The sequence below is a fragment of the Nonomuraea basaltis genome (assembly GCF_005893125.1).
In the GTDB taxonomy this organism is placed as follows: domain Bacteria; phylum Actinomycetota; class Actinomycetes; order Streptosporangiales; family Streptosporangiaceae; genus Nonomuraea; species Nonomuraea basaltis.
The window spans coordinates 19,969-33,409 of the sequence record NZ_VCJS01000139.1 but is presented as its reverse complement, the minus strand read 5'-3'; the positions used below and the strand labels follow the sequence as shown (position 1 = coordinate 33,409).

Genomic DNA, 13,441 nt, shown 5'->3' with positions numbered 1-13,441 from the left:
ACCTAGGAGTGAGCATGTCCATGTCCGACCCCGGCCCCCAGGCCCCGGACTCGCTCGACGACGTCGAGCGGCTCCAGGCCGAGCTGGAGGAGTCGCGGCCGCCGCACGCGGGCCCGATCTCGCAGATCGCGGCGGCCCTGGTGGCGCTCGCCGTCGGCGTTCTCGGGGCGATCGGATCCAGCGCGCTCGGGCTCGGGCGCCTCACCCAGCCCGGTCCCGGCCTGTGGCCGTTCGCCATCAGCGTCGTCATCATCGTGCTGTCCGCGACGCTCGTCGTCACGGGCCGCGGCCTGGAGGACGCCGAGCGGTTCTCGCGGGCGAGCCTGCTCACCGTGGTCGCCCTGGTCACGCTCGTCCTGCTCGCCGCGCTGCTCCCCGTGATCGGCTTCGAGATCCCCTCTCTGCTGCTCGTGTTCGTCTGGCTGCGCTGGCTGGGCAAGGAATCGTGGCGATCCTCCATCGTGATCAGCATCGGCACCGTGGCCGCGTTCTACGTGCTGTTCGTCTTGCTGCTGCAGGTCCCGCTCCCCCGCCTCATCTGAGAAAGTCACATGGACATCTCCCCGATCCTCAACGGCTTCGGCGTCGTCTTGGAGCCGGCCAACCTGCTCTACTGCCTCATCGGCGTCATCATCGGCATGCTCATCGGCGTGCTGCCCGGGCTCGGGCCCGGTGCGACGATCGCCATCCTGCTGCCGATCACGTACGGCATCGGGCCCGTTTCGGCGATCATCATGCTGGCGGGCATCTTCTACGGCGCCCAGTACGGCGGGACGATCACGTCGGTCCTGCTCCGCCTCCCGGGCGAGGCGTCCTCCGTGGTGACCGTCTTCGACGGCTTCGCGCTGGCCAGGCAGGGGAAGGCGGGCACCGCCCTCGGCATCGCGGCCATCGGATCGTTCATCGGCGGGACCGTCTCCATCATCGGCCTGACGGTCCTGGCCCCGATCGTGGCCGGCTTCGCGCTCGACTTCGGGCCGCCGGAGTACGCGGCGCTGGGCATCCTCGGCGTCCTGCTGATCTCCTCGGTGGGCAACGGCCACAAGCTCAAGGCGATCGTCGCGGCCTGCGTCGGACTGCTCCTCGCGACCGTGGGCCGGGACACCTTCACCGGCGCGGAGCGGTTCACCCTCGGCAGCCTGAACCTCGCCGAGGGCATCGACTTCATCCCGATCGCCATGGGCCTGTTCGGCCTCAGCGAGATCCTCTACAACATCGAGGAGCGGCACAACAAGGTCCACGCGCCCGCCAAGGTCGGCAACGTGTGGCCCTCGCGCCAGGACCTCGGCCAGGCGAAGGGCGCGATCGGGCGTGGCTCGCTCATCGGGTTCGTCCTGGGCGTCCTGCCCGGCGGCGGCGCCGTGCTGTCCTCCCTGGCGGCGTACGCGGTGGAGAAGCGGCGCGCGAAACAGCCAGAGCGGTTCGGCAAGGGCGCCATCGAGGGCGTGGCCGCGCCGGAGAGCGCCAACAACGCCGCCGCCACGTCGTCGTTCATCCCGCTGCTGACGCTCGGCATCCCGGCGAACGCCACGATGGCCCTCATGTTCGGCGCGCTGCTCATCCAGGGCATCCAGCCGGGACCGCAGCTCGTCACCGAGCATCCCGACATCTTCTGGGGCGTCATCAACTCGATGTACATCGGCAACATCCTGCTGCTCATCATGAGCATCCCGATGGTCGGCGTCTTCGTGAAGATCCTGCGCGTCCGCCCCGCGATCCTGGCCCCCATCACGGTGCTGATCACTCTGCTCGGCGCGTACACGGTGAACAACCAGGTCTACGACATCTTCCTGGTCATCGCCTTCGGCCTGCTGGGCTACCTCATGAAGAAGCTCGGCTTCGAGCCGGGACCGCTGGTGCTGGCGTTCGTGCTCGGCTCGATGATCGAGAACTCGGCGCGGCAGTCGCTGCTGATCTTCGGCGGCGACGCGACCGGCTTCTTCACCCGCCCGATCTCCGGAACGGTGCTCGCCCTGGTCGTGCTCGTCGCCGCCCTGCCGCTGATCCGCAAAGCCCTGCGCCGCAAGACGCCCACCGCCCCTGATCGCGTGGACGATTCAGTTGAGGAGAAGACTCCATGACCATCCTCGTCGGTTACCTGCCCACGCCCGAGGGCGAGGCCGCGGTGGACGCGGGCCTGCGCGAGGGTGCGCTGCGCGGGGAGCGCGTGATCATCGTGAACTCCCCGCGCCGGGGCGCGCCCGTCGACGGCCACAAGATCGACGAGACGGCCGGGGCCGCGCTGCTCGACCGGGCGCGGGCCGCCGGCGTGCAGGCGGAGCTGCGCCAGCCGCTCCATGACGACGACCTGTACGAGACGTTCGAGGAGCTCATCGCGGAGACCGGCGGCAGCCTCATCGTCATCGGGCTGCGGCACCGCTCGCTGGTGGGCAAGTTCATCCTCGGCAGCGAAGCGCAGCGCATCCTCATGGAGGCCAGCGTGCCGGTCCTCACGGTCAAGGCGGCGCTGTGACCCCGTACGCCGCCGGCCGGGTCAGCCGGGTCACCGTCACCCCGGTCGCCTTCCGCGACCCGCCGCTGCTCAACGTCGTGGGCGTGCACCAGCCGTTCGTGCTGCGCGCGATCGTGCAGGCGCACACCGACTCCGGGCTCGTGGGGCTCGGCGAGACGTACGCCGACCAGGCCCACCTCGACCGCCTCGGAGCCGTGGCCGCCGCGCTGCCCGGGCTGGACGTGTTCGACGTCAACGGGCTGCGGCGCGTCGTCGTGGAGACGCTCGGCGCGGCCACCGGCGGGGCGGGCGCGAGCTTCGGCGGCATGCTCGACCTCTCCAGCGCCGTCGACACCGTGGCCGCGCCGTTCGAGGTGGCGCTGCTGGACCTGCAGGGTAAGGCGCTCGGCCGGCCGGTCAGCGACCTGCTCGGCGGGGCCGTACGCGACCGCGTGCCGTTCTCGGCGTACCTCTTCTACAAGTGGGCCGGCCACCCCGGGCAGGACGACGACGGCTGGGGTGAGGGCCGCACGCCGGAGCAGCTGGTCGCCCAGGCGGGGCGGATGGTCGCCGAGTACGGCTTCACCGCGGTCAAACTCAAGGGCGGCGTCCACGAGCCCCGCCACGAGATCGAGACCGTCGAGGCGCTGGCCGCGGCCTTCCCCGGCCACGCGCTGCGCATCGACCCCAACGGCGCCTGGACCGTCGGCACCTCGATCGAGGTGGCCCGCCGGCTGGCCGGCGTCCTCGAATACCTGGAGGATCCCACCCCCGGGATCGCCGGCATGGCCGAGGTCGCCCGGCACACGGACCTGCCGCTCGCGACGAACATGTGCGTCATCTCCTTCGACCACCTCAAACCGGCCGTCGCCGCCGACGCCGTGCAGGTCGTCCTCTCCGATCACCACCTGTGGGGCGGGCTGCGGCGCTCGGCGCTGCTCGGCGGCATCTGCGAGACGTTCGGGATGGGCCTGTCGATGCACTCGAACTCCCACCTCGGCGTGAGCCTCGCGGCGATGACCCACCTGGCGGCCGCCACCCCGAACCTCACCTACGCCTGCGACACGCACTACCCGTGGAAGACCGAGGAGGTCGTCAAGCCCGGGGTGCTGGAGTTCCGTGAGGGGAGCGTGGCCGTCCCGGCCGGCCCGGGACTCGGGGTCGAGCTGGACGAGGACGCCCTCGGCGCCCTGCACGAGCAGTACGTGACGTGCGGGCAGCGGGGCCGCGAGGACACCGCGTACATGCGTACCGTCGTGCCGGACTTCACCCCCAACACGGCGCGCTGGTAGCGGCTAGGGAGCCTGCAGCCGGGCGCGCGAGTTGGACAGGTGCAGCCGCATCGCGGCGCGCGCCGCCGCCGCGTCCTGGTCGGCGATGGCGCGGTAGATGCTCTCGTGCTCCAGGGTCACCCGGGTGTAGTGGGTGGCGTTCGAGACCGTGTACACGTGCTCCAGCCGCGTGCGCGGCAGCATGATCATCATCGGGCCGAGCGACGCGAGCAGGTCGGAGTAGAAGCGGTTGCCCGAGGCGAGCGCGATCTTGAGGTGGAACTGGAAGTCGGCCTCGACGGCGCTGCCGGGCTGCTCGCCGGCCCGGCCGAGATCGATCAGGGCCCGCTCGACGGCCTTGAGCTGCAGGTCGGTACGGCGCTCCGCGGCCAGACCCGCCGCCTCCGACTCGACGCCGATCCGGAAGTCGATCACGTCGAGGACGTCGCGGTGCGTGCGGATCTCCGACGCCTCCACGGTGAAGGGCGCGGGGGCGGGCACGGCCAGCACGAACGAGCCGCGGCCCTGGAAGGTCTCGACGAGCCCGGCCGCCTGGAGCCGCGAGATGGCCTCGCGGACCACCGTGCGGCTCACGCCGAACTCCTCGACGAGCGACGACTCCGTCGGGAGCTTCTCGCCGGGCCCGATCTCGCCGGCGAGGATGCGCGCCTTCAGCCGCTCGACGAGCTCGTGCGCGAGCCCGCGCCCGGTGTCGCGATCGAGCTTCTGGTCTGACGGCACGGGTGACAATCTACCGTTCCGCATGGAACTCGACGCCGTCGAGCCGCCGGCGGTGACCTTCGCGTCGCTCACCGCGACCGGGAGCGGCACGGCGTAACGGCCCAGCCGTACTGACGCGATGCGGTCGCCCACGGGTCACTGCTTGCCGAACGCGACGCTGTCGACGACCCACTCACGGCACTGCTCACTGAGCGTGAAGCCGAGGCCCGGCCGGTCGGGGACCAGCATGCGGCCGTCGCGCGTCTCCAGACGCTCGTTGAACAGCGGGTTGAGCCATTCGAAGTGCTCGACCCAGGGCTCGCGCGGATAGGCCGCGGCCAGGTGGAGGTGGATCTCCATGGCGAAGTGCGGCGCGAGCTGGAGGCCGGCGTGGTCGGCGAGGGTGGCCAGGCGCAGGAACGGGGTGATGCCACCGACGCGCGGGGCGTCCGGCTGGATGATGTCGGCGGCGCGGGCCTCGATGAGGCGCACGTGCTCGGCGACGCTGGTGAGCATCTCGCCGGTGGCGATCGGGGTGTCGAGGGCGGCGGCCAGCTGCGCATGCCCCTCGGCGTCATAGGCGTCCAGCGGCTCCTCGATCCACACCAGCCCGAACTCCTCCACCGCCCGCCCGAACCGCAACGCCGCCGCACGATCCCACTGCTGATTGGCATCCACCATCAGCGGCACCTCATCCCCCAGATGCTCCCGAACCGCCGCCAACCGCCGGAGATCCTCCTTCATGTCAGGCTGACCCACCTTGATCTTGATCCCCCCGATCCCTTCCCGAAGGGACTGGACCGCCCGCGCCTTCACCTCCTCGATCGGAGCATGCAAGAAGCCCCCCGAGGTGTTGTACGTCCTGACCGAATCCCGATACGCCCCCAGCAACTTCGCCAACGGCAACCCCGCACGTCGCGCCTTGAGATCCCACAACGCGACATCGATCGCCGCCAGCGCCTGAGTCGCAACGCCGGAGCGACCGACGGAGGCCCCCGCCCAGAGCAGCGAGTCGTAGACCTTGCCGATGTCGGAGGGATCCTGGCCGAGGAGGTTCTCCGCGACCTCCTTGGCGTGGGCGTACTGCGCAGGGCCGCCCGCCCGCTTGGAGTAGCTGAAGCCGGTGCCGCGGTGGCCCTCCTCGGTCGCGATCTCAGCGAACAGGAAGGCGATCTCGGTCATCGGCTTCTGCCGCCCGGTGAGGACCTTGGCATCGCTGACGGGCACGTCGAGCGGAAGCGTGACGGAGGAGAGCGAGACGTGACGGATCTGGTCGCGAGGCATGACGGTCCAAGGGTCGGCGGCAGTAGACGAGAAAGTCATCATACGAACTCATAAGTCATATGACAACTTCAGGCGGGACCGGCTCTCGCATGGGCTTTCCCAACGCCGGCCTCCCAGCGGTCCCGACAAGGATCTCAGCGCACCTCCGATACCGTCGAGCCCATGCGGCTTCATGTGGGATGTGCGATGTGGACGCACGCGTCATGGCAGGGACGCCTCCTGCCCGCCCCGCTCCCGCCCGGGGAGCGCCTGCAGGCCTACGCGACCTGGTGCAACGCGGTGGAGGGCAACACGACGTTCTACGCGACCCCGACGAGGAGCACGGTGGAGTCGTGGGCACGGCAGACGGACCCCGGCTTCCGCTTCGTGATCAAACTCCCCAAGCCGATCACCCATGAGCGCCGCCTCACCGACGCCGACGAGGAAGTGGGCGCGTTCCTGGAGGCGATGGAGCCTCTCGGCCCGCGTACGCATGCCTTGTGGGTCCAACTCCCCGGATCCTTCGGGCCGACCGACCTCGGCGCGCTGGCGTCCTTCCTCCGCCGCCTCCCCCGCACCCACCGGTACGCCGTCGAGGTCCGCCATCGCGCGTTCTTCGAGGACGAGCGCTCGGAACGGCTCCTGGAGCGCGTGCTCGCGACCGGCGGCGCCGAATGGGTCCCGTTCGACACCACCACCCTCTTCGCCAGTCCGCCGACCAGCGACGCCGAACGCGACGCCTGGACCAAGAAGCCCCGCGTGCCGCGACGATCACAGGCACTCACCGACCGCCCCATCGTCCGCTACCTCGGCCGCGACGCCACGGAACGCACGGTGGACGGCTGGCAGCCGTGGGTCGGCACTGTCACCGGCTGGCTACGCGAAGGTCGCTCTCCGACCGTGTTCATCCACACCCCCGACAACGCCGACGCGCTGACGCTGGCCCGCCGTTTCCACGACGACGTACGCGCCCGGCTGCCGGAGCTGGAGCCACTGCCCGACCCGATGCCGAACGAGCCGCTGACTCTCTTCTGACCACATCCGAACCTGCCCCGGCGACTATCGCGAACAGGATCACGATGAGGACGAGGCAGCGTGGAGGGTCCCCGACGACGATGCCGGCTTCGCGCCGTGTATCCCAAGATGCCTCTGGCCAGGGTGCTTTCATCCAGGCAGGCCAGGGTAGAGGGAGGCGCATGGCCACACTCATGGATCGGGTGCGCGCGTACCTGCGCAGCCCCAAAGGCAGACAGAACATCGACAAGGCCAAGCGCATGGCCCAGGACCCCGGCACGCAGCAGAAGCTCCGGCGTTTCCTGGACCGGTTGCGGTCTCGGCGTCACTGATCCGGGCGGCGTACCCCCAAGCTGGCAGCGGTTGCCGGCAGCTCTTCGCGCGCTCGGAGCCCAGGCACACGGGATGACCGTTGGCACTGGTCAGCGGCGGGTCTCCCGAGGGGTGACCACGGTGGCCAGGCCATCCAGCAGGCGTTCGAGGCCGAACGCGAACAGCGACTCCAGGTCGAGGTCCGCGCCCGGCTCCGTGACCTGCGCGATGAGCGGCCCGTCGACGGGGAGGCGGGCCGTGATCCACTGCTTGCTGGTCAGCCCGGTGTCCAGTGCGGCGCCGGCCTCGCTCTCGATGTTCACCGCCGTCCCGCGCACGTAGTTGACCACCGTGGCGTAGACGTGCAGCCGGGTGTCGGGGTCGAGGGCGAGGCCGTCCAGCGCGCGCAGGGTCCACAGCCCGTACGCGACCAGCCCCGGCAGCATGACCGGCCGGGTGATGGACACCACCCGTGGCAACCAGGGATGGCGATGGTAGGCCGCCCACTGCAGCCGAGCGGCCACCCGCAGGTGGGAGCGCCATCCCGGCGGCGGCTCCGGGTATTCGATCTCGGCGAACGCCGCGTCGGCCATCAGTTGGGTGAGCTCGGCCTTGGCGTCCAGGTGCCGGTAGAGGGTCATGGTGGCGACGCCGAGCTTGGCCGCCACCGCCCGCATGGACACGGCGGCCAGGCCGTCGGTGTCGGCGATCTCCATGGCCACGCGCACGATGCGGTCGCGTTCAAGCCCTCCGGCCGAACGTGAGGGCAGGCCCCGGGCGGCCACCACGGCGCCGACCCGCGGCGCGGACTCGATGGCGCCTGCCTGCTTGAGAGCGGTCAGCGCCTTGGTGGCCGTCGCCATCGCGACGCCCCACTCTCGCATGATCGCCCTGGTGGTGGGGATGGGGTCGCCTGGCCGCAACCGTCCGTCGGCGATGCGCCGCTGGATGTCGGCGACGATCCGGAGGTACGGCGGGCGCGGATCGTTCACGAGGTCAACTCTGCCACGCCTCCACGACCGTCAGTGGTCGGGCAGCCAGTTGCCGTGCAGCCCGAGCGGCACCCTGACCGGGAGGTGGACGCGGGCGACGGGCTCGCCGGTGAAGTCCTGCGCCGAAAGGATCACCAGGTCGCCGGCGTCCCGCTCCGGGTTGTGCACATACGTGAGCAGGTATCCGTCGTCCTCCCCCTCCCCCACGGCGGCGAACACCGCCTCCCCGACCGCCTCATCTCTGCCGAACCCGTGCACCTCGGCCGTCCCCCGTTCCAGGTCGTGCTTGACCAGGGCGTTGGTGAAGGCGTCGTCCGGCGGCATGCCCTCCGGCACGAACGGGATCCCGTACAGGGCGGTCGCGGCCGAGTAGCCGTACCGGTGCGGGCGGGTGGTGCGGGCCTCGTTGACGCGCGGGAAGTCCTGCGGCCGGTCGTCGATCCGCCGCTGGTCGATCTTGTCCGGCGAGATCGTCCAGCGGTCCAGTGCGGGCCGGATCGCTCCGGGGTCGGCGGGGTCGAACGGCCCCTCGGCTGTGATCAGGTCGACCACGACCGAGTCGCCGTCGTCGTAGGCGTTGAGCGTGTGGCTGACGTGGACGGGGTCGATGTCCAGCCAGCGCACGTCTCCTCCCGTTCGCGGCATGACCCCGACCCGGGTCGGGTGCCCCGGCAGCCACCGGCACTCGAACCCGTCGAAGCCCAGCGGCGTGTCCCACAACACGACGTGGTTCTCGGTGAGCGCGAAGTCGTGCATGAACGGCGTCCGCGTCATGGGGACAACGGTGGCCTGGACGACGGTTCCGCCGGCGTCGGTCACGATGTAGTGGACGAAGTCGAGGCCCAGCATGTACGACAGGGAGTGCAGCGCGCCGGTGAGCGGGTCGTGCTTGGAGTGCGCCCCGGCCGTGAAACCCTCCGGCGTCCCGCCCAGCTCACACACGCCCACGGTGTTCAGCTCCGCGTCCAGCTCCGCGGGCGGCGCGCCGCCCTCGAGCAGGGCGAAGGTACGCCGGGCATGCTCGATCACGTGCACCATGGGCGCGAAGCCCGGTGTGCGCACGAAGCGGTTGCGATACCACTCGGCGCGGCCGTCACGCAGCCGTACCCCGTGCACCATGCCCTGGCCCGTGCCCCAGATGTGCACGATGGGATCCTCCACGCCCAGCGGGTTGGGCCCGTTGCGCAGGTAACGACCGTTGAGCTCGGCCGGGACCCGGCCGGTGACGGGCAGATCGTAGGCGGTGATCTCTTCAGTGACGGGCGCGAAAGGCCCTTCCAGGTACTTCATGTTGACACCGTACGCATCAGGCGGTCTAAGTCCCCACAGTGTGGCGAAATTCCCCTGGTGTGCACTAGTGCAGGTCGGTTGCGGACCGACGTCCTGAGCATCTTCACCGAGCGGCCGAGCCGGTCGCCTGTGGCGGCCTGGTGACGACCATCGGCTGCGCCGCCGACGCGCTGTGGTGCCCGCGACACGAGCACCACAGGCGCGGTGCGACTGCCTGGGTGCAGTGGGAGACTAACGTGCCCACATGGGGCCGAGGTACGCGCCGCCGGTGGCGTCGAGCACGTTGCCGGTGATCCAGCGGGCGTCGTCCGAGGCGAGGAATGCGACGGCGTCGGCGATGTCGGCCGGCCGGCCGATCCTGCCGAGCGCGGTCAGGTCCGTCAAGATGGTCCGGGTCTCGGGGTTGTGCAGGGTGTCGGTCACCTCGGTGTCGGTGGCGCCGGGGCTCACCGTGTTCACCGTGATGCCGCGTTCGCCGAGCGCGTTCGCCAGCGTCCGGCTCATGACCTCCAGGGCGCCCTTGGTCATCGCGTAGGCGATCTGGCCGGGCAGGGCGACCCGCGTGGCGAGCGAGGAGATGTTGACGATGCGCCCGCCGTCAGGCATCAGCGACAGTGTTGCCTGGATGAGGAAGAGCGGCGCCTTCACGTTGATCGCGAAGACCTCGTCGAACTGGCCAGGGGTCAGCCGATCGACCGACCCTGCCCACACCGTGTCCTGGTTTCCGCAGGCCGCGTTGTTGACCAGGATGTCCAGCGGCCGCCCGCGCAGGCCCGCGGTGAGGCCGGTGAGCAACGTCCGCACGTCGCCGTCCGTGCCGAATTCCGCCTGGACCGGGAAGGCTTCGCCACCGGCCTGTTCGATCGTGGCCACCGTCTCCTTGGCCGCGCCGGCGTTGCGGCTGTAGTGCACCGCCACCAGCGCGCCGTCCGCGGCCAGCCGCTGGGCGATGGCTCGGCCCATTCCCCGTGAGGCACCGGTCACCAGCGCGGTCTTGCCCTTCAGGTCCGTCATATCGGTCTCCTGTCAGTGTTAGGCGTTGACCACGAGGCTGGCAGGGACCGCTCACCACGCACTCACCACCCACACACCAGCCCTTCACCGTCCACGGGCGTTGAACGCGGCCACCGCGGCGAGAGCCTCAGCCGACGCGGCGGCGGCCGGACGATCTCCGTACGCGCGCGCGGTGGCGAGGGCCTGCCGGTAGCGGACGCGGGCCTGGCCGGCGTCCTGCTCGGCCTCCGCGACCTGGCCGAGGCCGGTGAGGATCCGCCAGCGCGTCAACGCGGCGCCTATCGATGCCCGGCCGCAGCCTCGCAGCGCCCGGTCGTACAGTTCGCGGGCGGCCGGCAGATCGCCGCGCAGGCGCGCGACGTCCGCGAGCCCGCGCTGGGCGCCGGCCTGGGTCTCGGGCGTTCCGGTGCGGCGGGCGAATTCGATGGCCCGCTCGTACTCCGCGCGCGCGGCGAGCAGCCGACCGGCGTCGGCCAGCCCGTCGGCGTTCCTGACGAGCAGCCTGGTCAGGTCCTCCACCGCGCCCAGCCGTCCCGCCAGGTCAATGGCCTCCGCCATCAGCGCGGCGAACCCCGTCTCGTCCGCGAGCCCGGCCATCTGCTCCAGGGCGGTGAGGACTCCCCAGCGGTCCCCGGTCCCGCGGAACCCCTCCAGCGCGGCGCGGAACGCCCGCTCGGCGGTGTCCCGCTCGCCGCCGAGGAGGCTCTTGACCCCTGATTCCAGGCGGGTGAACGCTTGAGACCACGGATCGGCGGGGACCTCCCCGTCCGCGCGGCAGGGGCCGTTCACCATGAACCGCAGGACGCGCAGGAACGGGTATCGGAGACGCCGATCGGCAAGGCGCTCCAGATGATCGCGCAGTCGCCGATCATGCACGTTGTCGGCGGCCGCGGCGTGCGCCAGGCACAGCGTGTACTCCTCTTCGAGACCGGCGGGCGGCTCGTCGCCGATCGTCATGAGCAGGCCGGCGGCCACCGCGGCTCGCTCACCGGGCAGTCCCCGCAACTGCCCCTGCCACGACAGGGCGGCGAGCAGTCGGAGCCCGAGCGTGGGGTCGGCCCCCGCCGCCCAGTGGAGCGCCGCGCGGAAGTTGCCGCGTTCGGCGTCGAGCCGTGCCAGCCACTCCAGCTGGTCAGGGCCGCGCAGGTGCGGCTCGGCGGCCCGGGCCAATTCGAGGAAGTACGCCGCGTGGGCCGCTCTCACCTGTTCCCGCTCGCCGTCGCCGGCCAACCGCTCGGCGCAGAACTCATGGAGGGTCTCCAGCATGCGGTACCGGCCCCCACCGGCCTCCACCAGGGACTTGTCGACGAGGTCGGCGAGCAGTTCGACGACCTCGCCCTCGGACGGCCCGCAGACCCGGACAGCCGCATGGAGCGGCGCGCCGCCGCTGAAGACCGTCAGCCGCGCGGCCAGCGCCTGTTCGGGGCGGCTCAGCAGGTCCCAGCTCCACCCGACGACCGAGCGGAGCGTCCGGTGCCGGGGCGCCGCCGAACGATCGCCACGCGACAGGAGCTGGAACCGGTCGTCCAGCCGGGCCTCGACCTCCTCGAGCGTCAGCGACCGCATCCGCGCGGCCGCGAGCTCGATCGCCAGCGGCAGCCCGTCGAGCGCCCGGCAGACCCGCAGCACCGCGTCGACGTTGGCGTCGTCGATCAGGAAACCGGGCCGCACGGCGGCGGCCCGGTCGGCGAACAGTCGCACCGCCGGATGGCCGAGCGCCTCGGGGCCGCCGCCGTCCAGGGGCAGCGGCGGGACCGGGTGCAGCGTCTCTCCGGTGATGCCCAGCCTCTCCCTGCTGGTGATCAGGATCCGCAGGTCCCGGCAGGCCGCCAGCAGCCGGCGGGCGAGCGCGGCGACCTCGGCGACGACGTGCTCGCAGTTGTCCAGGACGAGCAGCACCCGCCGATCGGCCAGCCCGGCGATCAGCCGTTCCACGGGGTCGAGCGGACCGGACAGCGCGGGCACCAGCCCGGCCTCGCGCAGGCCCAGCGCGTTGATCAGGACCTGCGGGGCGGCCGCGCTGTCGGCGAACGGGGCCAGATCGACGAAGCCCACCTCATCCTGCTCCCGCCCGGCGGCCTCGACCGCCAGCCGGGTCTTGCCGACCCCGCCCGGCCCCGTGAGCGTGACCAGGCGTCGCTCGCCGAGCAGCGCGCGGACGCGTTCGAGGTCGCCGTCGCGCCCCACGAAACTGGTGAACTGGGCCGGAACGCCGCCTCCCGCCGCCGCGGCGGGCGAGGGCCCGGCGCGCAGCACCGCCATGTGCACACCGCCGAGCTCAGGGGAGGGATCGACACCGAGCTCCTCCGCCAGCGTCCGCCGCGCGTCTTCGAACACCTGGAGCGCCTCGGCCTTCCGGCCGCTCCCGTACAGGGCCCGCATGAGCTGTCCGCGCAGACGTTCCCGCAGCGGATGCGCCGCCACGACCTCCGGCAGCTCCGCCGCCAGATCGCGGTGCTCACCGTGCGCCAACCGCGCCTCGACCAGGTCTTCGAGTACGGCGACCCGCAACTCCTCCAGCCTGGCGGCCTGCTCCCCGGCGAAGGGCGCGTCGATGACGTCGGCCAGCGCCGGCCCCCGCCACAGTCCGAGGGCCTCGCCCAGGAGCCGGGCGGCGCCACCGTGATCTCCGGCGGCGAGCACGTGCCGCCCTTCGCCGGCGAGCCGCTCGAATCGGTGCACGTCGACGTCGCTGGGATCGACGAGCAGCCGGTATCCGGCGGGACCGAACTGGAGCAGATCCCCTGTTTCGCCCGCGGGCCCGAGCCGACGACGCAGCCGGGACACCTGGGACTGCAGGGCATGCGCCGCACCGCTCGGCGCCTGCGGGCCGTACAGGCCCTCGACGAGCCGCCGCACGCCCACCGTCTGGCCCACGTTCAGCAGCAACATCGCCAGCAGCGCACGCAGCTGCGGTCCGCCGGCGGCGACCGTCTCGCCATCGGCGGACCACACCCCCAAGGCCCCCAAGACACCGAATCGCACGGCAGGCAGGATGGTCAGGAGCCGGTGAGGGTGAGCGCGTGCGGGTGCGGGCCCCCGGAGACGCGGCGCTCCGACGTCCGGGCCCTCGGCCTGCGCTGTGCGATCACCACTCCCCCATCAATCGGTCT

12 protein-coding genes are annotated in these 13,441 nt (G+C 71.4%); 6 read left to right on the top strand and 6 right to left on the bottom strand.

All coding sequences use genetic code 11. The features are described from left to right. The 4 genes from EJK15_RS44565 to EJK15_RS44550 form a co-directional block, all read left to right on the top strand. Positions 1–542, top strand: a 542-nt coding sequence (locus tag EJK15_RS44565; protein ID WP_206061485.1) for a tripartite tricarboxylate transporter TctB family protein, incomplete at its 5' end; no start/stop codon positions are given. A 9-nt stretch (positions 543–551) separates the two neighbouring features. Then, positions 552–2,081: a tripartite tricarboxylate transporter permease gene (locus EJK15_RS44560; RefSeq protein ID WP_138716519.1), complete on the top strand. Its 1,530-nt coding sequence runs from the start codon at positions 552–554 to the stop codon at positions 2,079–2,081. Continuing rightward, positions 2,078–2,473, top strand: a complete 396-nt coding sequence (locus tag EJK15_RS44555; protein WP_138716518.1) for a universal stress protein — start codon at positions 2,078–2,080, stop codon at positions 2,471–2,473. The genes EJK15_RS44560 and EJK15_RS44555 overlap by 4 nt, the downstream gene beginning before the upstream one ends. After that, positions 2,470–3,744, top strand: coding sequence for an enolase C-terminal domain-like protein (locus tag EJK15_RS44550; RefSeq protein ID WP_138716517.1), 1,275 nt, complete (start codon positions 2,470–2,472; stop codon positions 3,742–3,744). The genes EJK15_RS44555 and EJK15_RS44550 overlap by 4 nt, the downstream gene beginning before the upstream one ends. 3 nt (positions 3,745–3,747) lie before the next feature. Here the strand turns inward: EJK15_RS44550 and EJK15_RS44545 are convergent, their stop codons facing one another. Both EJK15_RS44545 and EJK15_RS44540 read right to left on the bottom strand, forming a co-directional pair. Continuing rightward, positions 3,748–4,596 (bottom strand): FadR/GntR family transcriptional regulator, encoded by an 849-nt coding sequence (locus tag EJK15_RS44545; RefSeq protein WP_240777603.1) that lies wholly within the window; start codon positions 4,594–4,596, stop codon positions 3,748–3,750. A 3-nt stretch (positions 4,597–4,599) separates the two neighbouring features. After that, on the bottom strand, positions 4,600–5,727 hold the full coding sequence (locus tag EJK15_RS44540; protein ID WP_206061484.1) for an L-talarate/galactarate dehydratase: 1,128 nt from the start codon (positions 5,725–5,727) through the stop codon (positions 4,600–4,602). A 162-nt stretch (positions 5,728–5,889) separates the two neighbouring features. Between EJK15_RS44540 and EJK15_RS44535 the strand changes: the two genes are divergently transcribed. Together EJK15_RS44535 and EJK15_RS71430 are read left to right on the top strand one after the other, a co-directional pair. Then, positions 5,890–6,741: a DUF72 domain-containing protein gene (locus EJK15_RS44535; RefSeq protein ID WP_138716516.1), complete on the top strand. Its 852-nt coding sequence runs from the start codon at positions 5,890–5,892 to the stop codon at positions 6,739–6,741. 161 nt (positions 6,742–6,902) lie between these two features. Continuing rightward, positions 6,903–7,052 (top strand): hypothetical protein, encoded by a 150-nt coding sequence (locus EJK15_RS71430; protein WP_171074899.1) that lies wholly within the window; start codon positions 6,903–6,905, stop codon positions 7,050–7,052. 90 nt (positions 7,053–7,142) lie between these two features. Here EJK15_RS71430 and EJK15_RS44530 read toward each other — a convergent pair whose 3' ends face one another. The 4 genes from EJK15_RS44530 to EJK15_RS44515 all read right to left on the bottom strand — a co-directional run bounded on the left by EJK15_RS44530 (position 7,143) and on the right by EJK15_RS44515 (position 13,313). Continuing rightward, on the bottom strand, positions 7,143–8,024 hold the full coding sequence (locus EJK15_RS44530; RefSeq protein ID WP_138716515.1) for a GntR family transcriptional regulator: 882 nt from the start codon (positions 8,022–8,024) through the stop codon (positions 7,143–7,145). A 30-nt stretch (positions 8,025–8,054) separates the two neighbouring features. Further along, entirely contained in the window at positions 8,055–9,314 is a 1,260-nt protein-coding gene (locus EJK15_RS44525; RefSeq protein WP_138716514.1) for a carotenoid oxygenase family protein, read from the bottom strand. 231 nt (positions 9,315–9,545) lie between these two features. Then, the gene (locus EJK15_RS44520) at positions 9,546–10,328 is read right to left on the bottom strand and encodes an SDR family NAD(P)-dependent oxidoreductase (protein ID WP_138716513.1); all 783 of its coding nucleotides are present in this window, start codon (positions 10,326–10,328) and stop codon (positions 9,546–9,548) included. An 84-nt stretch (positions 10,329–10,412) separates the two neighbouring features. Beyond that, the gene (locus EJK15_RS44515; protein WP_206061483.1) at positions 10,413–13,313 is read right to left on the bottom strand and encodes an ATP-binding protein; all 2,901 of its coding nucleotides are present in this window, start codon (positions 13,311–13,313) and stop codon (positions 10,413–10,415) included. Positions 13,314–13,441: the final 128 nt, after the last annotated feature.